Below are 21488 nucleotides of genomic sequence, written 5' to 3'. Positions count from 1 at the left end.
AAAAAATTAAAAATGAAAAAATGAAAGTTAGATAACGCACATGGCTTCTTTCAGTTCCTGTACTTTTTCTTTACCCAGCATCATGTCTACAACAGCCAGAGCAAATTCCATTGCAGCTCCCGGCCCTTTAGCAGTAATGATGTTACCGTCTCTTTCCACCGGAGCGTCTGTAAAATCAGCACCTTCCAGATACTGTTCAAAACCAGGATAACAGGTTGCCTTACGTCCTTTCAGCAAGCCAAGCTTAGCTAGTACCATGGGAGCGGCACAGATTGCTGCAATCGGTTTATTCTTTTCGGCAAATTCCAAAATTAATTTACGAAGTTCCGGACACTTCTCCAACGTAGCGGCTCCGGGCATCCCTCCGGGCAAAAGGATTAAATCTGCGTCATAAAAATCACAGTTCACTACATTCTTGTCACAAAGTACCGGCACGTCATGTGCACCTGTCACTATTTCATCGGGAGTCACCGTTATCATTTCCACGTTCAGCCCTGCACGTCTCATCACATCTACAGAAGTGAAAGCTTCCACTTCTTCAAATCCGTCTGCAAAAAAAACATAAACTGTACCCATAATTGTTCTCCTTTTATTTTAGATTAAAGTAATATGTTATCGTCCCTGTTTGGTTATTCAAGCCATTCACGGCATTGAAACGAGCCCTTTTTGCCGCCTCTTCGGCAGCTTTCCGTAAGGCAGGGTTCACGGTATTGGTCTGTCGGTCAATGCTGGTAGCAATCACATGTCCCGCAGGATTTACAGTAATGGCAACCACTACCCTTCCTTCATCCTGTACATTATATGCCGGACGCGGCAAACCTCCTTGTCCTAAAGAACGTCCACCGAGGTCAAAAGTTCCATAACCACCTGTTCCACTCGACGCACCAGCCGGCGCGTTTCCGGTAGGACTGCCCTGAATTCCTTGCCCTTCGGTCGTACCCTTGCTTCCCATTTGCGCCCCTTTTCCGAAAGCACCTGCCACTCTTTTGCGGGCAGCTTCTTCCGCTTCTTTACGTTCACGCTCAGCTTTGGCCTCTGCCAATTTCCGAGCTTCCTCGGCTTTTTCAGCTTCTGTTTTTTCAGGTTTCTTTTTTACTTCTTCTTTCTTGGTTTCCGCTTTTGGTTTAATAGCAACGGTCTCTTCATCCTCCTGGGTCAGCATCTCCTGCTCCACCGTCTCCTGCACCTCAGGGGCAACAGTCTCAGGTATCACGTCCACCTCTACCAAAGAAGGATCGGCACTTCCAAATGCATTGGGCACCTCACCCAGCATCACAGGCATACCATCTTCTTCCGGCGGTTCCGGCATAGTGAAGCCTACCAGTATCAACAGGAGAATAAACGCCACATGTACCAGCAGCGCACCTACCATTCCTATATATTTGCTTTTCTTTTTCGGATTCACCGTTTTCCGTATTACGTTTTATTTTCCTTCCGGTGGGCGTGTAGCCAACACCATCTTGAACTTATTCTCATTAGCAATGTTCAGCACTTTCACGATTTCCCGGTAAGGCACAGATTCATCCGCATAAAGCGCCACATACATTTCCGGTTCTTTTGCTGCACACGACTGTAGAAAAGGAGTCAATTCTTCTAAAGAAACCGTCTGCTCCTTATCATTTCCGAATGCCGCATAAAAGTTCAGATCTTTATCAATAATAACCCTCGTCAAAGGTTTGGCAGACGTCTGTTGTTTTCCCTGCGGAAGCAGCACCTTAATAGCATTCGGCGAAACAACCGTAGACGTGATCATGAAGAAAATCAGCAACAGGAAGATGACATCCGTCATAGATGCCATACTGAAATTAGGCGATATTTTAGCTCTACGTTGTAGCACCCTCTTTATTTTTTAATTTTTAATTCTCTATTTTTAATTTAATCACGCTGGTTCATTCAAGAGGTCCATGAATGCCATGGTATTAGCTTCCATCTTATTCACCACACCGTCTACCAATGTCACTAGGTAATTATAGGCAAACATAGCAATAATACCTACGATCAAACCACCTACTGTAGTAATCATAGCCTCGTAAATACCTCCTGAAAGCAGCGTGATATCAATGTTATTACCGGCATTAGCCATTTCATAAAAAGCCCGTACCATACCGGTTACCGTACCGAGGAAACCAATCATCGGTGCACCTCCGGAGATTGTAGCCATAATCGTCAATCCCTTCTCCAACTTGGCTACCTCAATATTTCCCACATTCTCGATAGCTGCCTGCACATCATTCACCGGGCGTCCCAATCGACTGATACCTTTCTCAATCATACGGGCCGCCGGAGTGTTCACACTGCGGCAATATGCTATGGCAGCCTTTATCTCTCCATCCAGAATGTAGTCTTTTATCTTGTCCATGAACATCGGATCCTCTTTACCAGCCTTGCGAATAAAGTAGTTGCGTTCGAACAAGATATAGAAACAAAGCACGGACAGCAGTCCAAGAACAATCATAATCCAACCACCTTTGACAGCCATGCTCCATAAATTCATCTCTTCAGCACCAGCTACCTGGGTCAATACCGGATTGGCGCCGGAAATAGAGTCGGTCAGCGCCGGAGCCACTTGGGCCAATAACAACATTGCATTCATCAACGAAGACAGTTTTTATATTCCTGAATAGTACGTTCCAGTCCCAGATACAAAGCATCACTTATCAGCGAATGCCCGATAGAAACTTCATCCATCCATGGAATGTTTTGATATAAATAATTCAAATTCACCAAACTCAAGTCATGTCCGGCATTCAAACCCAGCCCTAAACTACGCGCTACTTTGGCAGCTTCCACAAAAGGTGCCACGGCAGCTTCCTTGTTCTGGGAATAAGCTGTTGCATAAGGTTCCGTATAGAGTTCCACCCTATCGGCACCAGCTTTAGCAGCATATTCTATCATTTCCGCATCGGCAGAAACAAACACAGAAGTACGGATACCCGCATGGTTAAACCCATCGAGCACCTCAGTCAGAAATTCCAGATTCTTTTTGGTATCCCAGCCGGCATTGGAAGTCAACTGAGCAGGACTATCTGGAACCAAGGTCACCTGATGAGGTTTTACCTTCAGCACCAGATCAATAAAATCAGGAGACGGATATCCTTCGATATTAAACTCCGTACGAAGCAACGGGCGGAGATCATACACATCGCTCCGGCGTATATGTCTTTCATCAGGACGCGGATGCACGGTAATCCCGTCTGCGCCGAAGTTCTCACAATCCAGTGCCACTTTCACCACATTAGGGACATCAGCCCCACGAGCATTACGCAACGTTGCAATCTTGTTTATATTTACACTTAATCTAGTCATAATTCGGTCCATAGTTTTGCGCAAAAGTACAAATAATAGCGATATATTGGCAGCGTTCTGAGAAAAAAATACCATATTTGCATTTCATTAAGAAAGTATTGACGATGAAATTTGCCATTTTTGGGAATACCTACCAAGCTAAAAAATCAACACATGCGGAGACTTTGTTCCGTTTGCTGGAACAGCGCAATGCCCAGCTTTGTATATGCAGAGAGTTTTATAACTTCCTGACTTCGGATCTTCACATGAATATCGCTTCCGCCGAACTCTTCGACGGCGATGACTTTACAGCCGATATGGTTATCAGCATCGGTGGCGACGGCACTTTCCTGAAAGCAGCCAGCCGGGTAGGCAAAAAGAATATCCCCATTCTGGGTATCAATACCGGGCGTCTCGGTTTTCTGGCAGATATTTCCCCGAAAGAAATGGAAGAAACTTTTGATGAAATCTATAATAACCACTATAAAGTAGAGGAACGCAGCGTATTGCAATTACATTGCGATGATGAGAACTTAATGAAATCGCCTTACGCACTCAATGAAATTGCGGTATTAAAACGTGACAGTTCTTCTATGATTAGTATCCATACAGCTATCAATGGTGCACACCTCACTACTTATCAAGCAGACGGATTAGTCGTATCCACTCCTACCGGTTCCACTGCTTATTCTCTTAGTGTCGGCGGTCCGGTCATTGTGCCCCATAGCAAGACAATCGCTATTACTCCGGTTGCCCCGCACAGCCTGAATGTCCGCCCTATCGTCATCTGCGACGATTGGGAAGTCACTCTCGACGTTGAAAGTCGCAGCCATAGTTTTCTTGTTGCCATTGATGGACGTAGCGAATCATGCAAAGAGACGACCCGTTTGAGAATCTCACGGGCAGATTACAGCATCAAGGTAGTAAAGCGGTTTAATCATATATTCTTCGATACACTTCGCAACAAGTTGATGTGGGGGGCAGATGTAAGGTAGCAAAACATCTTCTCAAACATACGCAATAAAAATAAGGGGTTGATTCCGCATGGAATCAACCCCTTATAAAAATCTATTATTGTATGAAAAAAAGTTTTCCCAATTAAAGAGCACCTACTTCTTTCAAAGCAGCGTTTGTTCCGTGAACAGCTTTAGCACTGGCAGCGAATTTTTCTTTTTCGTCAGCAGTCAGTTCCAGTTCTACGATTTTTTCAATACCATTCTTACCCAAGATAACAGGAACACCGATACAGATATCAGATACACCATATTCGCCTTCCAGGAATACAGAGCAAGGAATCATCTTCTTCTGGTTGTGAATGATAGACTCAACTACATACGCTCCTGCTGCACCCGGTGCATACCATGCAGAAGTACCCAGCAACTTAGTCAAAGTAGCACCACCTACCATAGTAGAAGCTACAACTTCGTTCAGTTTTTCTTCGCTCAACAGTGTGCTAACCGGCTGACCTTTGTATGTAGCCAGACGAGCCAACGGAATCATAGTCGTATCACCGTGACCACCGATTACCATGCCTTCTACTTCGTTAGCATTGCAGCCCAAAGCCTGAGACAGGAAGTATTTGAAACGAGAGCTATCCAAAGCACCGCCCATACCGATGATACGGTTCTTAGGAATACCCAGAGATTTCAGTGACAAATAAGTCATTGTATCCATCGGGTTAGAAATAACAACGAGGATAGCATTGGGAGAATATTTCAAGATGTTCTGTGCAACCGACTTAACGATACCAGCGTTCACCCCAATCAGTTCTTCGCGAGTCATACCCGGCTTACGAGGAATACCTGAAGTGATTACAACTACATCAGAATTAGCAGTTTGCGCATAGTCATTGGTACAGCCAACAATAGTGGTATCAAAACCCAACAATTGAGCAGTCTGCATCATATCCATTGCTTTACCTTCTGAAACGCCTTCTTTCACATCCAGCATTACCACTTCGTCAGCCACTTCATTAAAGGCCAACACATTAGCGCATGTAGCTCCTACGTTACCTGCACCTACTACGGTTACTTTTGACATAATCTTCAATTTTTTATTTATAGTGTTATAAAGTTGTGGCAAAAGTACAACGACATTCGTAATTAAGGAAATATTTCCGTAATAATTTTAGTTAAATACCTTATCTGATATGCAGCATCTTAAAGACCGGCAACAACCATCGCCGCAAAAATCTCAACCGATACCACCATTCCGCCTTTTTCAACCAACGTACATCGCAGCAATCCTGCGTTGTACCATCGGGACGATAGATAGTTCTTAATAAGCCGATAATATCCTCCCGCTTTACTCGCTCAATACGAGCCACATTCCCATCACCCAGCATCAGGCAGTCATCACCTTCTCGGCCAATATACCTATGAATTAAGTATTTATCATTCCATTGATAGAAAGGACAACACCAAGCAGGCAGTTCTCCTTCGGGCAGGCAAGGAACCACCTCTACTATATCTATACCTCCCCTGATAAAAGGATACATACTTTGCCCACCGATAAGGAGTTTCACCGTCTGCCCTTGTTTCAGTGCTTCTGCCGCTCCGACAAAGAAATCGTTGGATACCACTATTTTTCGCATGTGCCAAAAATTGTTTCGTAAGAGAGACGAGCAGCATCTGAATTTGGTAAGCAAGCAAGGTGATACACAGGTACGTTTGTAAGTACAGCATTCAGCACTTCGCAAATAGAGTCATACAGGGACTCATCATAAGAAAAAGCTGGTGGACAAGAAGGGTGTAATGAAGCATAAGCCTCTGCTACAGCTAATTTTCTAATCTGATTGAATGAGGCTTGCGATAATCGTACGCAAGCAGCCAGCGGATAACACTCTTTTTTGTAGCAAGGCGTCTTTCCACTCCATGGGCTGCCATATACCCATGGCTTTCCGTCAATGATACGAAGGATAGGACTATCATCGTTCAATAACATAGCACCTTCTATATTCTCACGCCACAAGCGTGTATGTGTACTCTTTCCTGTGCCACTTTCACCCAGAAAGAGTACCGCTCTGCCTTGGCATACAATGGTACTGGTATGGATGGCAACCGTTTGATATGGTACGGTCATCATACCATAAGCCATCCAACAAGCAAAACGTAGCAGACGTGGTTCAAAGTTGCCTGTTAAACGCGCTGTATGTCCGTTTGGGTCCACCCATAATTCTAACATCTTTCCCACTGGAGGAGCCGAATCGAAAACATATCCGCCATCACAAGAACCGAATCGGCTTACGGTGCCATTAATATCAATACTATAAAGCTCCTTTTTCCAAGCAGGCATTTTGCCATCCATCACAGTGAAACGGAAGGGAGTTTCATTTTCTTTATTAACTTTGAAAACTTCGAAACCGGGCATTTTATCCATTGCATACATCAAAGTTTTATTTTCAACCCTGATACGGTGTCCGGCAATTAAATAATCTTGTTCCATCTTTTTTATTTTTCCTTAGTATATATTACCACTATTCAAATCGAATATCCAGTCGCAAAAAGCCAGTGAACTTTCCCGATGGGCTATGATAACCAATGTTAGTTCACGGCGTTGCCGGGAGAGCATTTGTAAAGCATGATTAATTTCCTGCTCCGTTTGGTGGTCCAGTGCTGAAGTTGCTTCATCAAAGAACAGAACTTCTGCTTGTTTATATAATGCACGGGCTATTCCGATCCGTTGCTTCTGTCCTCCCGACAATCGACTGCCGAACTCGCCCAACGGTGTATCTAATCCTTGCGGTAAATGTTCTGCCCATTCCTTAAGCTGCACCTGTTCCAGCACGTGCATCACCTTTTCGTAATCAACCTGCAATTGCCCCAAAGCTATATTAGTGGCAAGAGTACCCTCTGCTACAAAAATCTCCTGCGGCACATACCCTGCCAACTTATACCATTCCTCTCGATTGGTGTTTGTTAACAACCTTCCGTCTATACGGATTTCTCCACCAACAGGCTCCAGAAAACCCAGCATCAGATTAAAGAGGGTAGATTTTCCCGATCCGCTCGCACCTCGTATACCCACACATTCACCACGTCTGATGTTTAGATTCAGGTCTTGAAAAAGCATATAACCATCTGGAAAAGCAAAGCTCACTCCACGCAATTCAATACCTTGTTCAAAGGTAAAAGGAACCGCTGCCGCTATCTCCTTTTGTGACACATCGACAATCCCTTCAGCTACTATTTCTAAGGTATGTGAAGCGTTCTGGAGCATATTCCAACTATTCAACAAATTTCGTATAGCAGGCAGTAAACGGAAGGCCGCAACGGCAAACACACCGCCCACCAACCCCAAATTACCACGTCCCACACCCACTAACAACGCCAACCCGCAAACCATAGCTATTTCCGACAGGAACTGTGGAAAAAGCTGGCATATCTCCATCCGCAAACGATTACGAGTAATGTTTTCCATGCCGCGGTCAAATGAAACAGTGGAGGCATGGAAAGCATGTGCTACTTCCAACTCCGCAAAGCCGCGGAAAGCTTCCACCACTGTTCGCAACTGCTTACGCCTCGCTTCCTGTTCCTCCGTTCCGTAATGGCGCAGGCGTTTCCGTACTAATCCTATATATCCTCCTGTCAGTGGTAGAAATACAACACAGAGTAACAGTCCTGCAAGGGGTTCCCATACCACTAGCGCCGACACCATCAGCAATATAAGCACAGAATCACTCAATAAACGAAAAACGGGTGCCAATACACATAAACTGAATGTATAGCACACATAGTTCACCTCATGTCCTAATTGCAGGCTGCTTGCCCCCTTCAGGAAAAGCAATCCCCGACGATAGTAATTTACAAACATTCTCCGGCTGAAATCCTGGTATATATCTAACAAAAAACGGCTTTGCACACGTGCCAGCAACATCACCAGACCGTTTTTCAGTACTACAAACAGTAATACTGCACCACATAGTACCAACATCGTACCTCGGTTTCTGTCAGGTCCCAGTACAGCCAGTATTACAGGAATCAGTGCGGCTATACCTGCAAAATCGAGCAAAGCACGTAATAACACGACAAACACTATCCTTATGCCACGTTTTTGTTGACGTTTCGATAAAAGTTCGTATATCTTTTTAATCATAGTTGTGTCGAACGCATATTTTTGAAGTAAATCCATCCACATCCCAAAGCCAAAGACAGCAAGAAGAATCCTGACAAGATCTTCATCTTAGAGGGAGAAACCGGGTTGAGCGGAACTGTGGCAGGTTCAATGACGGCAAATACGGGACGCTTCTTATAAACTCTGATTTTGGAAAGTTGCAACTGTTGTAATGTTTCTGTATATTCCTTGTAGGCAAGTTCTTTGGTCACCTGTAAATTATACAGTTCCTTTTGGTAAAGCTTGAGTGATAAGAATTGGTTAGCGTCTGCAAAATGAGCGTAAGCTTCTTGCGCCTCATAATACTTTTTACGTGCTTGTTGATAAAGATTCTCTGTATATTCCAGATTTACACGTTCTTTTCTGGTGCGATAGTCAGAGACATATGCTTGTAATTTTGCCATTACGCTGTCTGCTACTGTTGCTGAGACAAGAGGGTCCTGCATACGTACGTGCAGGGTCACTGTCCGTTTTTGTTTGTTCACGTCTACATTGATTCTACTATTGATGGCAGCAGCTATCGCAGCCTCATGCTTTGAAAGGTGGAAAACTTCTATGGGCTCGTCGTGTCGGACAGTTATGCTTTGCGGGTTGTTAAATTTATCTGTTTCTTTTTCGCTAAAAAGGGTTATTGGAAAACTGACGACTTGAAATATACCGGAACGAATAGTGCTCCACCAAGGTGAGCATTGGTGCGTGGACATGTATTCGGATAATGTTAACGTACTGGCTTCTTTACTACCGGACAATGTTAAAGGTATATCAAATAACGATAGAAGAAAAGGGGTAGAACTTATCACTTCCGGATATAGACTTGGAATGATGGCATCCTGTATCTTCTTACCTCCGATGCTAATTTCTGATGAAAAGCTGTCATCCGTATCTATCCTTCCTGCTGTACTTTCTGGAACCGTATAAATGCTCGTTTCATATTCCTTGGGGATACTGATGGACACAAGTATTCCCACAAGCAATCCTGCTGCACATACTTTCAGCAAGAATATTCTGGCATCCCATAGTTTGGATAGCAAGAGTACATAGTCCACTGGGGAAGAAGTGAGCACTTCTCTTTTCATAAAAATAAGAGTAAGAAATTAGTTGGGTGATTAAAAAAGGTGAGGCATATAGCCTCACCTTTCTGATAAATAGCATTAAAAAAATAGTTCAGTGAACTTATCTTGGTTAAGGATTATTCTTTAGTAATGCTTAAGAAAGTAATGTTTGTAGCATTCAATTTAAGAGTATTATTATTGAATGTTTTTACACTTTGAGCAGGATTAATGAACAATTTCACTACCTGGGTATTACTACCAAATGTAGCATTTGAGCTTACACTTGAAGCAATTGTGAACGCTTTCTTGAACTTAATTTCCTTCAGATTACTACCGCCTGTGCAGCCTTTGAAAATATCTTCATCAAATGAAGTTGCTTCCATGAAATGTACATATTCCAAAGCTGTACAATTCTCGAATACCCCGAGAGGAATTGTTGTAGCACCCACATACATAATCTTCTTGCCATCTTCTGCTGCATCTGCTACGCCATAAAGAGCTGCACATCCCTTGAAGGCTTCTTCACCGATTGTAGTTGCAAGAGTTAAATTCATTTCTTCCAATGCTGTACAATTCATGAATGCCTGGCTTCCGATGGAAGTTGGCAAAACTTGCTGTCCATCTTTCAAAACTTTTTTCAGTAGAATACATCCGCTGAATGCATCAGCAGGAATAACAGTGTTCTTAATGTTGATTTCTGTTAATGCTTTACAATCCTTGAATGCAGCAGCACCATCTTCACGGAATTCGATAGCACCATTGATAGTTGCTAAAGCAGAGCAATCATTGAATGAACTAGCACCTACCAACAAGCCATCTTTAACTTTAATTGTTTTTAATTGCTTGTAACCACTAAGGCTCAATCCCTTAGCAGGGAAAGCAGCACTCATTTGATCTACACCAGACATATCCAAAGTAACGAGGCTTGCTTGCTTCAAAATCTGAGGATTGATAGTCTCGTCAGCAAATTTGTATGACGGCATACTTACGTTTACTAAGCTGGTAGCTGCATCAAATGCATCTTTTGCAATCGTAGTTGCTTTCGGAAGATTGATGGTTGTCAAAGCTGTCAAGTTCTTGAAAGTATTGGCAGGAATTGTTGCATTCTCTGCTAATTTGATTGAAGTTGCTGCTGTAAATCCTTTCAATGTAGCCAATTCTTCAGTAGTCAATTCAACTTTAGAAATGATGTTTGTAAACTCAGTAAGTACATATTCCTGTTCTGCACCATCATTCCATTTTACTTTGTCTTTAGCAGCATTAAAGATTTGAGAGAACACTCCTTGGTTTACAATCAGGGTACGAGCACCAGCAGTATTTGTCACCAAGTAAGGGAATGAGTTGATGTCCAGAGTAGTAGGAACACCACCAATAAACTTGTTATTCATAGTAGAAGGCCAGTTAGCATCGGTCTCAACTGTCTTAGGAAGATCAATGTTCTCAAAAGAGAACTTCATTAACATAGTTTCTTTAACTCCAGCGTCCTTAAAGGCTTTACGATCAATCTTATTGATAGCCATGTATGCAAGATTGCCATCCATAAATTCAAGACCTGTACCACCATTCAATTTCAGTTCTATTTCTTGATCAGCACCGGTAATATCACTCGCCATATCAGTAATAGCACTACCATCTGCTTGTACAAGTTTAGACTCTTCCGGTTTTTCACTGTTATAGAGGTAGTGAGCATCAGAACCATAATCAATGTAAGAAGGTGCAATATCGTTTGGGTCAGTAGTACTACCATTATTGTTTGCATCATATCCTTTTGCTGTCAATGTGATAGATTTAAGCTTACCAAAAATGTTAGCGTATTCTTCATCAATTCCGCTAGTTCTGAATACTACGGCAGTAAACGGACGAATGAAATTCAAATCAATTTTCTCACCTACAGCATCGTAAGAGTTTTCTTTAACGGCCGTAGTATGAGAAATCATCATGATTTTCTTTGTAACATCCTGCCCATCAAGAGTTAATTGATCTTGATTGTTTAATGTCGGTAGATTTGAGAATTCATATTTATCAGCTGCTGCTAAAGTTACAGTAGAAGGATAAGTTGCAATGAACTGTGACTTGTATTGTTCATTTGCAGGATCAGCCCAATCATATGTTCCCGGTTCATATTGGAAGTCCAAAATATTATCGTCTTGAATAGCAGTAAATACACCGTTAGCTTTAGATTGTGTAGCTTTGTATTTAACAACCTTAGCAACATTCCAAGCCGTGGTGCTATTAGAATTGGTAGCATCCTTTGTATTTGTACTCCAAATACTAATCTGGTCTTTTTCTGCATACCAGAAGAAGTTGTGTATTCCTGAAACTTCATCATATGCCAAATCCCCTCTTGTAGTCGGTGCTTCTACTAATGCACCTTCAAATGAGATTCCTTTAGTAGCACCCTTCTGTCCGGAGATTGAATCCAGTTCGTTCTCAGCACAACTTGCAACTAAGGCTAATAAGCCTGCGCAAAATAAAATTTTTTTCATCTGTATTCTTTTTAAATGTTTCTTTTTTTATTGAGTATAAATTGTTTCACTGAAGTAGTATGACCTAAAATGGATCTTCGCCACCACCAGGTACATCACCACTAGGTCCAAAACCAGCTTCTACTTCTACCTCCAGAACTTCCACTTCCGGAGCTTCATACTTCATTTCCTTTTCTACTTTCATAATCATAAAATTTAATTGTTAGTAATATTAAAATTATCTCTATCATTATCAACTGGTAATACTATGCTTACGTCACCGCAAAATCATAATTCACTCTTAGGGGCAATCTCACTATTCCTATTATATATAGGTATAGCAAAACCTCTTTTCAGCCTGCAAAGTAAAAAACAAATTTCCTAAATAGAATGCAAAGGTATTTTGCTGATAATAAGCGTATTATCCTGAATTAAAGGCAGCTTAATATCAAAAGAAGAGAATTCTCAAACGTAAACAAAACGAACGAACACGCTGAACTACAATCTATTTCCCGCTTATCAACCAATAAGCAGTTTTAATTATCCAAGCATATTGACACTACTTTTTAGCACCTTATTTCACACAGAATAGCTACTATAACCCGCTTTATTTCAACAAGAAAGATATTGTTGAAATAAAGAAATAGGTTATTACAAGGAACGGAAACGACACCATTTTCAGGCACCAATAATACAAAATGGATTTACAAACAACCTAACAAACTCACTTAACAAAATTATGCATCTATAATACCTGAACCGTACCTGGGATACACTTGCTCCGTATCAACTCCAGTGTTTCTCCACTCAGAGGTACTTCTGACTGAAGAATGTACGGAGCAAGTACGTCTCAGATACGATTCAGATACGATTCGGAAATTGTCTTCGTACTTGCAACAATTTCACAAGCTTTTGAGACAGAACTAATAACCTTCTGCCTCTCAAAGGCCTATTTTTGTACATCGTAACTATACAAATAAAAACCATCCTATTATGAAGAACATTACTTGTCTTGGACTATTATCCGTCCCCTTCTGCCTGGGACAGCATGCCAATGCACAGGCAGCCCTGCAACCGGAAATGTCATCGCCACAGAAACCTAACATCATTTTTATCCTTGCCGACGACATGGGGTATGGAGATGTTTCAGCCTTCAATAAAGACTCGCATATACATACGCAACACATAGACCGCATGGCGGCCAACGGAATAATGTTCACTGATGCACATTCCTGTTCTGCCGTCAGCACTCCGACCCGCTACGGCATTCTCACCGGACGCTACAACTGGCGTTCCAGTCTCAAGAGTGGGGTGTTGTATGGATATTCACGCCCCATCATCCCCACCACTCGCAGCACAATAGCCTCCATGCTGAAAGCAAACGGATATGTCACCGCATGCATTGGCAAATGGCATTTAGGCTGGAACTGGGGTACGAATCCGGGTCATGAAAAGCCCAATGCCGATGCACTTACCGATGAAGATGTGGATTATTCCAAACCTATCGCAAATGGTCCTGCCGACTTAGGCTTCGATTACTTCTATGGTTTCTGTGGTTCACTGGATATGGCACCTTATGTATATATAGAAAACCGCCAGCCTACCACCACGCAAGTAACCAGTGTACCTGCAGGAAAGAAACCCGGCTTCTGGCGGGCAGGAGCCATAGGCAATGATTTCAATCATCAGGATTGCCTGCCCAACCTGACTAACAGGGCAGTAGATTACATCAACCGGCATGCGAACGCCGAACACCCGTTCTTTTTATACCTACCCCTCCCGGCACCCCACACCCCCATACTGCCCGCCGAGTCATTCAAAGGCAAAACCGGACTGGGTGATTACGGCGACTTCGCACTGATGGTAGATGATGTAGTGGGACAAGTGCGCGAAGCTCTGCAACGTAACGGCATAGATTCCAATACAATAGTAGTATTCACAACAGACAACGGTTGTTCACCCGCAGCCGGCATTCCTGATATGACTGCCAAGGGACACCATGCTAACTACATCTGGCGAGGCATGAAAGCCGATCTTTTCGACGGTGGTCACCGCGTGCCCACCATCTTGGAGTGGGCAGATGGCGCCACCAAAGGCATTTGCGAACAAACCATCTGCCTGAACGACTTCTATGCATCTTTCGCCGCCCTGAACAATTATCCTCTGAAAGATAATGAAGCAGAAGACAGCTATAACATCCTGCCCCTCATTCGGAATCCACATTATGCAGAAACCATCCGCGAAGCAACTGTACATCATTCCATTCGTGGTGAATTTGCCATCCGTAAAGGAGACTGGAAATTGTTATGTTCGCCAAGTTCCGGTGGTTGGAGCTATCCCAAGCCAGGTGTAGACAAAGAAGCCATAGCAAAACTTCCACCATTGCAACTCTATAATATGAAAGAAGACCCAACCGAAAGCAGAAATGTCTATTCGGAACATCCCGAGATTGTGAACAAGCTAAAAGACTTACTGCAAAAGTATATCCGCGAAGGCCGAAGCACACCGGGCAGATCACAACCCAATGATGCCGTAAACAAATGGGAGCAGATCAAAGGAATCATGCAGGATGACTGACAGAGCAGGAGTGTCTGAGACAGCTCATCGCTTATTATAAATAAATTCCCCCGTCAAGTAAATTTCCATTGTTTCGATACTGGATTTAAAGCAGAATGTTTATCTTTGCGATATTTTAATAACATTTTAACATTTATCAGAATGAAAATCAAAGAGAATTACAGAGTTCGGGAGATTGCAGGTGAAAACCTGATTGTTGAACAAGGAAAGTCGCAGGCAGACATGACCAAGGTTATTTCACTCAATAACACAGCATTGTTCCTTTGGAAAGAGTTGAAAGGAAATGACTTTTCTTTGGAAGACGTAGCACATGTATTAATGAATCACTACAGCATACCCAAAGAGCAGGCGCTGATTGATGCTCAAAAGTGGGTGAACGCTTTGAGCAGTTGCGGAGTTATAGGGTAGATTTTCTTGTTGTGTTTTCATATAAATACCAACAAATTGCTACTGCTCATTACATCTGACGAAGCGGTATTATAATCAGATAAATTAGATTACTCTGTTTTGATACAGTTTCTATTGGTATTTGGACTAACAGATGTTCGCTTTGTATATATGCCTGAGGCTACTATTATGGAGAATTTGTTCCATTAAAACATATCTTATATTCCTTCTAACTCCCTGTATATCGAGGAAAAAGCATAAAAATGTATTTCCTAAATTCAAAAGAAATCGTTATTTATTTATCTTTTTAGGTAAAAATATAGCAAATTCCTCTTCTTAGTGAAACTTCCCCTCCATAATACATGCTTTTGCGAGCCAAAGGTAGATATTTTATTGACATCTGCAAACAAAATAAAGGTTTTTTTTCGTGCTTTGCAACGAAAAAGGATAAATACAAACCTTTTTATAGTTTTCTTAGATATTCTTATTGCAACGAAGAGGGATACTTTTTGTTTATATACCATTATAATATTGATAATTATGAGACAATTACCACTAAACAGAAATGAGGGAAAAGGCTTGAAACTAAGATTCAATCTGAAGCAAGTCTGTGAAAAAGATAAATTGACGCAAATAATGCTTGTGACAACTATCAATAAAAGGAGAATCAGGATTTATACCAAGCTTCGCGTGGAGCCCAGGTATTGGAATCACGAAACTTACCGCTGTTTTGAGAGCGGAAGTTTGAACATGCGGGAAAAGCAGAGACTGAAGCACATCAATGAACAGATTGACAGTCTCGTTACATCTCTTTATGAAGTGGATGAACGGCTTGCCATGAAAGGAGAATATCTGTCGGCTTCCATTGTCCGGCAAGTAGTAGACAGCAACCTACAGCAGGAGCACCTTTTGCAAAATCCGATTGTCTGCCTGAAGAAGCTGGTCGGAGAGTATGAGAAGAACGTGAACCGCAAAGGAAGGCGTGGCATTGAAAGCACCAAGGCCACCTACCTTACCGCCTTGGGACGTTTGGAGGACTACGATAAACAGCGCAAGGTACCGATCAGCTCGTTCGACGATTTCAATAAAAAGTTCTTTGTGGATTTCACCAACTACCTTTACGGATTCAGTTACGGGAAAACCGGGAAACACTATACACAGAATACAATCATCAACACCTTGAAGGTGATTAAGAATCTGCTGCATCGCGCCTACGACAGTGAGATGACAACGAACAACTATTTTCTGAAGGTTCAGACTACACTGTCTTCGGAGGCCAGCGAACAGGTTTATCTGCAGGAAAAGGAAATACTGAAACTCTCTTTGGTGAAAACAGAAAATGACCAGGAACGCGATGTGAGGGATGCATTTATCATTGCCTGCTACACGGCGTTAAGAATCAGCGACATTCAGCAGTTGAACAAGGCAACTATACGAAAAGGGGTAATATCGCTCTACCAGAAAAAAACGAAAGAGCTGGTTGAAATTCCTATATTAAAGGAGATAGCACCACTCGTGGCCCACTATCAACAGACGGGCTTCCCGGTTATCGACAAGATAAAAGCCAATAAAATCATCAAGGTTCTTGCCGCCCGGTGTGGTATTAATGAGGCCGTCAATCGCAAAGAGTATCGTGGTGGAGAAACCACCATTGTGACAATTCCCAAATATGAACTGATAAGTTTTCATACAGCCCGGAGGAGTTGTGTTACCAACCTCTACAAGCGCGGCTATCCGATAAATTATGTGATGTCGCTTTCCGGGCATCGGTCTTTCCAGGCATTCCAGCGTTATATGAGGGCGTCGAGCAAAGAGCTGATGTCTGACTTCGTACGACTGCTGAGAAAAGAAAAGGCCATCGTGACATAAGAAATAAAGTAGCATGATTGTATCACAACACAGTGAAGCCCCCGAATGTTTGCATGAGTTGCTGCATTCGGGGGCTTACTGTCTAAAAATGAATAAACCGGTTATGAAGATGGGTTGTTTATATATTTTCCACAGCTAGTGTCTGATAATGGTGTCAGCTATTTTAATCAGAACAAGGATTTTAGGGTGAAAAAAGCCTGTAAACAACCGATAATCAGGTAGATACAAGCAAATATATTAATTAAGTATAGTGCCAAAATGAAGTGCCACACATATAAACAGCTACAACTTGCTATTTGACATTTTCGACTCAAATATCTATATATCAATACCATACCTCGTGTTTTTCTACCTCTGAGAAATTTATTTCTTCTTATATCCTATTTTTCCCTCTATTGATAGCCCTCAGATATTCAATGAAATACACTAAAAATATATTTAGGAAATTTGTTTTTTACTTTGCAGGCTGAAAAGGCGGTTTTGCTATACCTATTTATATAAAAGCAGTCAGGTTGTTATTGAGTAAGAACCTTGATTGATAGGTAGATAGATTGGGTGCGATGAACAGATATAACTAATAAATAAAAAGACTTTTTAATATTACTAACAATTAAATTTTATGATTATGAAAGTAGAAAAGGAAATGAAGTATGAAGCTCCGGAAGTAGAAGTTCTGGAAGTGGAAGTGGAAAATGGTTTTGGACAAAGTAGTACAGAGCCTCCTGAGGAGTTTTAAAGGTAGAAAAGAAAGCATTTATTTAAATCTAAAAGATAACGTTAAATTAAAAGATGATTATGAAGTGTAAAATTTTATTCGGTGCTTTATTGGGAAGCATGGCTTTGGCATCTTGTACCGCAGATGAGGAGTTGAATACTCCGTCTGCTTCGCAGGAATCACCTATCAAATTCGCCGTATCATTAGAGGATGGTATACCTCCTTTGACAAGAGCAGAAATGACTGGTGACTTTGGACTGAATTTTGAGGCAGGTGACTTGATGTCTCTGTTCCATGGAATAACAACTCCAAGCAGTGCTCTTACGGATTATCAGAATGCTATCTATGAAGGATCAGCTCAGGATGGTGAGGCATTTGTCTTCACAACCAAGTCAATGATACTACAAGATGGAGCAATAATGGTTTATCCGGCTGATACAATGTTTGTTAATACAGGAGTAGCAGCTCCAGTCATTACAATTCCTGAAAATCAAGATGCAAAAACAAAAGAATTGACTCCTTATATGTCAGAGATTCTAAATATTGCTGCATACGATAAAGATAAGGGAAATACAGCAGGTTATGGAAAGCAGTATGACATTGTTCTGAAGCGAATCGGTACTACATTGATTTTGACTACAGTGCCCAGCAATACTGACGTAATTGATGGTTTGGGTGTAAGTCCACTTAAAGTTTCAAGTATTGGAATGAATGCAACCAACGCTTTCACAACGTCGATTTCCACCAAATATAATGCAGCTTCTCCGTACCGGGCTGGTGAATTCCCGCTTTGGGCAAATGTATCTGATGTTGATGCAGATAATGCTACAGTGGCAAACGCTTTGACTACAACTGATATTACCAATAACTACAATGCAGTGTTTACATTGCTTCCTGCCAAAACATCTACAACAATCTCCGGTGCTGAAATTGTTATTAAAACGAACTATGGTAAGGTGACGTTAAAAGATGCTACAGGAGACATTTGGGGCAAGACCGCTGCTACTGTGACTTATGATAAAACAGTAACCGAAGGTATTCAGGAAGTACTCGATAATACATGGACTGCTGCAACGTCAGGATCTTTCATAGGTGAAAATATCGGTAAATTTGGTAGACGTAGCATTAAGGCTGATATGTCAACTCTTGACATGGATGGACTGCATATCACAGACCAGCAACATCTGATTGATGCTTTACAGGTATATGATGCAATTGCTAATAATGCTGTAGTTACTTTCTATTTAGATGGCGATGCAGACGGTGAATTCGTAATGGAGGCTGAAGCAACAGCTGCTTATGAAGCACGCGTTGCGGATGCTCAAAATAAGATAACGTTTACTCGTAGTACTGACCTGGGAACTACATGTAATGTTATTAAATTCGTAAGCACTACAGAAACAGAAGTTCCTGCAGCCTTGAAGTTTGGCACTGCTACTCCAGTTCAGTTCGCTGGTTCATGGAAGTATTCAGAAAACAAGGTATTTGATTATGTTGGTTCATTGGAAGTTGTTGAAGGTGCAACAATGGCAATGACTGACATGGTATCGGCTACAGCAACCAATGGAACAGTTGCAATTACCAACAACGGTACAGTAAACATCTCAAGTGCAACCACTCTGAAACTGGATATGACCAATAACGGTACAATCGACATCCCTGTAGGTGCAGAATTCCTTATGAATGGAGCAACACTAACTAATAATGCCACTTCTTTGAGTGCATATGGAAAGATTGACAATGCCGGTAGCTTGGGTGTACAGCAAAGTACAAGCGGTAAAATAAACAATTATGGCTATATCACGCAGAAAAACGCTGATGCTTATACCTATGTAAGCACCAATGCTTATGCTGGAACAACATTTGCTGATGCTTTTGCCAGCGCTTCTAAGATGATTGGTACTATTGAATTGTTTGGTACTGGTAACGTAAATACTGTTGTAGCCAGCGGAGGACTTCCCGGCTTTATCAAAGTTATCACAAATGCCGCATCTGTTACTGAGGCAGAAGTGGGTGAATATGCTAACTATGTTGAAATTACCGGTGCTTGTACAACTTGTGGCACCTTGCCAGCTACTGTGAAATATGTTGAAGTGAAGAGTTCTGCACGCGTTGTTTGGACTACCACAGCATTTACTCTCACAGGACTTATCGTTGATGAAGGTTACAGCCTGAATATTCCGAGAGGAAGTGAAGTAACAGCCACTACTACTTACCTGAAAGGTAGAATATACAATGCAGGAACATTCACTTGTAGCGATTTTGACGGTTATTTGGGTGGTGTTGCCGCTGATGCAAATAATATCATCGTTGGAGGATAAAGGAAATTCTTTCATAGTCCATTATCAGATATTCTGAATAGGGACTGAAGGGATAACCAAATCCGATAAATAAATAGTTTAATCCCTACCTATGCATTTACTATAGATGTGTAAGTAGGGATTATTCTTTTAGTAATAAGAAGTAGTTCCAGATTCAAGAGCACAAGGGATACCTTTACTTATGCATGATAATATACAGATGAATAGCAATACAGCAAACGAGGAAAATGTAAAACCACTTCCACAGGAACAGGAAATTGACTTGTTGGAACTGGCTAAGAAAGTGTGGAACTCCCGGAAGTTGATTCTGAAAGTATGTGGCATTGGTACTCTCATCGGATTAATTATAGGCCTCAGCACACCCAAAGAATATACGGCAAGCACCCTTATTGCGCCGGAAGGGTATCGAAAAAGTTCCTCTTCGGGCATGAATGCACTGGCTGATATGGCGGACATCGACATCAGTTCTTCTACCACAACCGAACGGGATGCCATTTATCCGTCTCTTTATCCTTCTATTGTCAATTCTACGCCATTTCTTATCCGACTTTTCAACATTAAGATACATGAACAGAGGGATAGTACCACCATAACCCTCTCACAGTATCTGAAAGAGCACCAGAAAAAACCATGGTGGAGCACCATTACATCAGCACCATTCAGGCTGATAGGCTGGACAATGTCCTTATTCAGTGAGAAAGAGGAAGTAGAAAAAACAAAGCATACGATAGACCCTTTCCGTCTGACTCGTGAAGAAGCAGGTATGGCGGGCACTATCGCTTCCAGAATCAATATCGAGGTAGATAAGAAGAAAAGAACCATAACCATATTTGTTACCATGCAGGACCCCTTGGTGGCTGCAGTTGTGGCAGACACTGTAGGAGCACATCTGAAAGAATACGTCACGGAATACCGGACAGCTAAGGCACGCAGAATCTTGGAATATGCGAAAAGGCTTCGCCAAGAGGCGCAGATGGAGTATCATAAGGCACAGAAGGAATACACCCGGTATGCAGATGCCAACCGGGGACTGGTGAAACTGACTTCGCGTGCTGAATTAGCAAAGTTAGAGAATGAAATGAACTTGGCTTTGGTCACTTATAAACAAGCTGAACAACAGGTTCAGGTCGCCATAGCAAAGGTGGAGAAGGTGAGGCCTGTATATACAGTTATCCAGCCGGTACAGGTTCCTCTCAGACCTTCAAAGCCCCAAAAGATGATGATCCTCATGGCATGCATCTTTTTAAGTGGTGCAGGAAGTGTCGGCTGGATATTGTTCGCAAGAGACTTTTTGAAAAACATGAAAAGGATAGCTTTTGACAGAAGATAAAAGTAAGTGAAAGCAGATGATTAAAAAGATAGTTCAGTTGTTACCGGAAAGGCAACGCAGACGAGGTGTTTGGGTGGCTTTTTCAGTATTGCTGCGTGCTTTTCTTGACTTTGCCGGAGTGGCGGCACTAATGCCGATATTGCTGGTGGTGGTGAAGCAGGATGGTGGACGGGGCAGGATGCTGGCGTTGTGTGGTGCCGTGTTGCTATTTGTATTGTCGAAAAATGCGTTGGTAACACTTTTGGCACGTGTACAGAGCAGTTACCAATTGGAGATTTACCGTGAATTCAGCCGCCGGATGTTTGCCAATTACTATCATCGCGGACTGCTTTTTCTGAAAGGGAAGAGTAGCGTACAACTGGGACACGAGGTAAA

At 42.1% G+C, this 21488-nt stretch carries 18 protein-coding genes and 1 pseudogene; 7 read left to right on the top strand and 12 right to left on the bottom strand.

The window, feature by feature from the left end:
• Positions 1–27 precede the first annotated feature (27 nt).
• The 5 genes from HMPREF9447_RS14350 to HMPREF9447_RS14330 form a co-directional block, all read right to left on the bottom strand.
• Positions 28–576, bottom strand: a complete 549-nt coding sequence (locus tag HMPREF9447_RS14350) for a DJ-1 family glyoxalase III (protein ID WP_009130453.1) — start codon at positions 574–576, stop codon at positions 28–30.
• A gap of 13 nt (positions 577–589) precedes the next feature.
• The gene (locus HMPREF9447_RS14345; protein WP_044138201.1) at positions 590–1405 is read right to left on the bottom strand and encodes a TonB family protein; all 816 of its coding nucleotides are present in this window, start codon (positions 1403–1405) and stop codon (positions 590–592) included.
• Positions 1406–1423: 18 nt separating this feature from the next.
• Entirely contained in the window at positions 1424–1798 is a 375-nt protein-coding gene (locus HMPREF9447_RS14340) for an ExbD/TolR family protein (RefSeq protein WP_044138200.1), read from the bottom strand.
• Positions 1799–1879: 81 nt separating this feature from the next.
• Positions 1880–2593, bottom strand: coding sequence for a MotA/TolQ/ExbB proton channel family protein (locus tag HMPREF9447_RS14335; protein WP_009130450.1), 714 nt, complete (start codon positions 2591–2593; stop codon positions 1880–1882).
• Entirely contained in the window at positions 2593–3306 is a 714-nt protein-coding gene (locus tag HMPREF9447_RS14330) for a pyridoxine 5'-phosphate synthase (protein WP_044138243.1), read from the bottom strand. Before HMPREF9447_RS14330 ends, HMPREF9447_RS14335 begins: the two co-directional genes overlap by 1 nt.
• Before the next feature lie 104 nt (positions 3307–3410).
• Between HMPREF9447_RS14330 and HMPREF9447_RS14325 the strand changes: the two genes are divergently transcribed.
• Complete coding sequence (locus HMPREF9447_RS14325) at positions 3411–4280, top strand: NAD kinase (protein ID WP_009130448.1); 870 nt, start codon at positions 3411–3413, stop codon at positions 4278–4280.
• Positions 4281–4383: 103 nt separating this feature from the next.
• On the opposite strand, the gene mdh is transcribed toward HMPREF9447_RS14325, so the two are convergent.
• From mdh to HMPREF9447_RS29275, 7 genes are all read right to left on the bottom strand, one after another.
• Positions 4384–5325 (bottom strand): malate dehydrogenase, encoded by a 942-nt coding sequence (mdh, locus tag HMPREF9447_RS14320; RefSeq protein ID WP_009130447.1) that lies wholly within the window; start codon positions 5323–5325, stop codon positions 4384–4386.
• A 100-nt stretch (positions 5326–5425) separates the two neighbouring features.
• The gene (locus HMPREF9447_RS14315; RefSeq protein WP_009130446.1) at positions 5426–5878 is read right to left on the bottom strand and encodes a hypothetical protein; all 453 of its coding nucleotides are present in this window, start codon (positions 5876–5878) and stop codon (positions 5426–5428) included.
• On the bottom strand, positions 5866–6729 hold the full coding sequence (locus HMPREF9447_RS14310) for a phosphoenolpyruvate carboxykinase (ATP) (RefSeq protein WP_009130445.1): 864 nt from the start codon (positions 6727–6729) through the stop codon (positions 5866–5868). Before HMPREF9447_RS14310 ends, HMPREF9447_RS14315 begins: the two co-directional genes overlap by 13 nt.
• Positions 6730–6744: 15 nt before the next feature.
• Complete coding sequence (locus HMPREF9447_RS14305; RefSeq protein ID WP_009130444.1) at positions 6745–8379, bottom strand: ABC transporter ATP-binding protein; 1635 nt, start codon at positions 8377–8379, stop codon at positions 6745–6747.
• Complete coding sequence (locus tag HMPREF9447_RS14300) at positions 8376–9473, bottom strand: hypothetical protein (RefSeq protein ID WP_009130443.1); 1098 nt, start codon at positions 9471–9473, stop codon at positions 8376–8378. Before HMPREF9447_RS14300 ends, HMPREF9447_RS14305 begins: the two co-directional genes overlap by 4 nt.
• A 113-nt stretch (positions 9474–9586) precedes the next feature.
• The gene (locus HMPREF9447_RS14295) at positions 9587–11935 is read right to left on the bottom strand and encodes a leucine-rich repeat protein (protein ID WP_009130442.1); all 2349 of its coding nucleotides are present in this window, start codon (positions 11933–11935) and stop codon (positions 9587–9589) included.
• 64 nt (positions 11936–11999) lie between these two features.
• Positions 12000–12125 carry a hypothetical protein gene (locus HMPREF9447_RS29275; protein ID WP_009130441.1) on the bottom strand — a complete coding sequence of 42 codons (126 nt, stop codon included), beginning with the start codon at positions 12123–12125 and terminating at the stop codon, positions 12000–12002.
• A 782-nt stretch (positions 12126–12907) separates the two neighbouring features.
• Between HMPREF9447_RS29275 and HMPREF9447_RS14290 the strand changes: the two genes are divergently transcribed.
• From HMPREF9447_RS14290 to HMPREF9447_RS28815, 6 genes and pseudogenes are all read left to right on the top strand, one after another.
• A complete protein-coding gene (locus HMPREF9447_RS14290) occupies positions 12908–14491 on the top strand; it encodes a sulfatase family protein (RefSeq protein ID WP_009130440.1) in 1584 nt (527 codons plus the stop codon).
• A 141-nt stretch (positions 14492–14632) separates the two neighbouring features.
• On the top strand, positions 14633–14899 hold the full coding sequence (locus HMPREF9447_RS14285) for a PqqD family protein (RefSeq protein WP_009130439.1): 267 nt from the start codon (positions 14633–14635) through the stop codon (positions 14897–14899).
• A gap of 519 nt (positions 14900–15418) precedes the next feature.
• Positions 15419–16747, top strand: coding sequence for a site-specific integrase (locus tag HMPREF9447_RS14280; protein ID WP_009130437.1), 1329 nt, complete (start codon positions 15419–15421; stop codon positions 16745–16747).
• A gap of 795 nt (positions 16748–17542) precedes the next feature.
• Positions 17543–19783, top strand: a complete 2241-nt coding sequence (locus HMPREF9447_RS14275; protein ID WP_009130435.1) for a hypothetical protein — start codon at positions 17543–17545, stop codon at positions 19781–19783.
• Positions 19784–19982: 199 nt separating this feature from the next.
• The gene (locus HMPREF9447_RS14270; RefSeq protein WP_009130434.1) at positions 19983–21113 is read left to right on the top strand and encodes a Wzz/FepE/Etk N-terminal domain-containing protein; all 1131 of its coding nucleotides are present in this window, start codon (positions 19983–19985) and stop codon (positions 21111–21113) included.
• A gap of 16 nt (positions 21114–21129) precedes the next feature.
• A pseudogene (locus tag HMPREF9447_RS28815) lies at positions 21130–21488 on the top strand (ABC transporter ATP-binding protein); the annotation flags it as partial.

It is taken from the genome of Bacteroides oleiciplenus YIT 12058, from assembly GCF_000315485.1.
Taxonomy (GTDB): Bacteria; Bacteroidota; Bacteroidia; order Bacteroidales; family Bacteroidaceae; genus Bacteroides; species Bacteroides oleiciplenus.
This window is presented reverse-complemented; position numbering and strand designations above follow the sequence as displayed.